Here is a 531-nt window from a genome sequence, read left to right on the forward strand (position 1 = left end):
CCGCCCACCGCCGGGCGGTCGTAGAGCAGGCCGGGCAGGCGCGGATAGCGCGCGCGCCAGGGGGGAGACTCCACCGGCATCGCCGCGTAGGCGGCACGCAGCTGCGATTCCGGGTCGGTGATCGCGTCGCGGGCCCAGGTCTCGCCGCGGGAATCGACGTGGACCGCCGGGCTCGACGCCACGAAGATGTTGCCCACGACGCGGTTGTCGCGCCCGCCGCCGAGGAAGACCGGCTGGTCGACCCGCAGGAAGAGGTTGCCGGAGACGGTGAAGCCGCTCGCCATGTCGTCGAGGTACACGCCCTTGACCTCGCGCTCGCCCTCGCCCCGGATGTCGTGCAAGAAGTTGTCGGCGATCACGCTGCCGCGCGCGGTCCAGTCGCGGCCGGAATAGATCGCACCCGTATCGGTGGCGCCGGCGAGCAGCCGCGCGATCTCGTTGCCGGTCACCCGGTGGTCGTTGCCGCGGAGATGGACCGCGTAGGCCGGTGAATCGTGGATGAAGCTGCCCGACACCTCGGCGCCGACGCCG

1 pseudogene is annotated in these 531 nt (G+C 72.1%); it reads right to left on the bottom strand.

The features are described from left to right. A pseudogene (locus tag QR78_RS31450) lies at positions 1-531 on the bottom strand (right-handed parallel beta-helix repeat-containing protein); the annotation flags it as partial.

Origin of the sequence: Methylobacterium indicum (assembly GCF_001043895.1) — a bacterium.
Classification (GTDB): Bacteria; Pseudomonadota; Alphaproteobacteria; order Rhizobiales; family Beijerinckiaceae; genus Methylobacterium; species Methylobacterium indicum.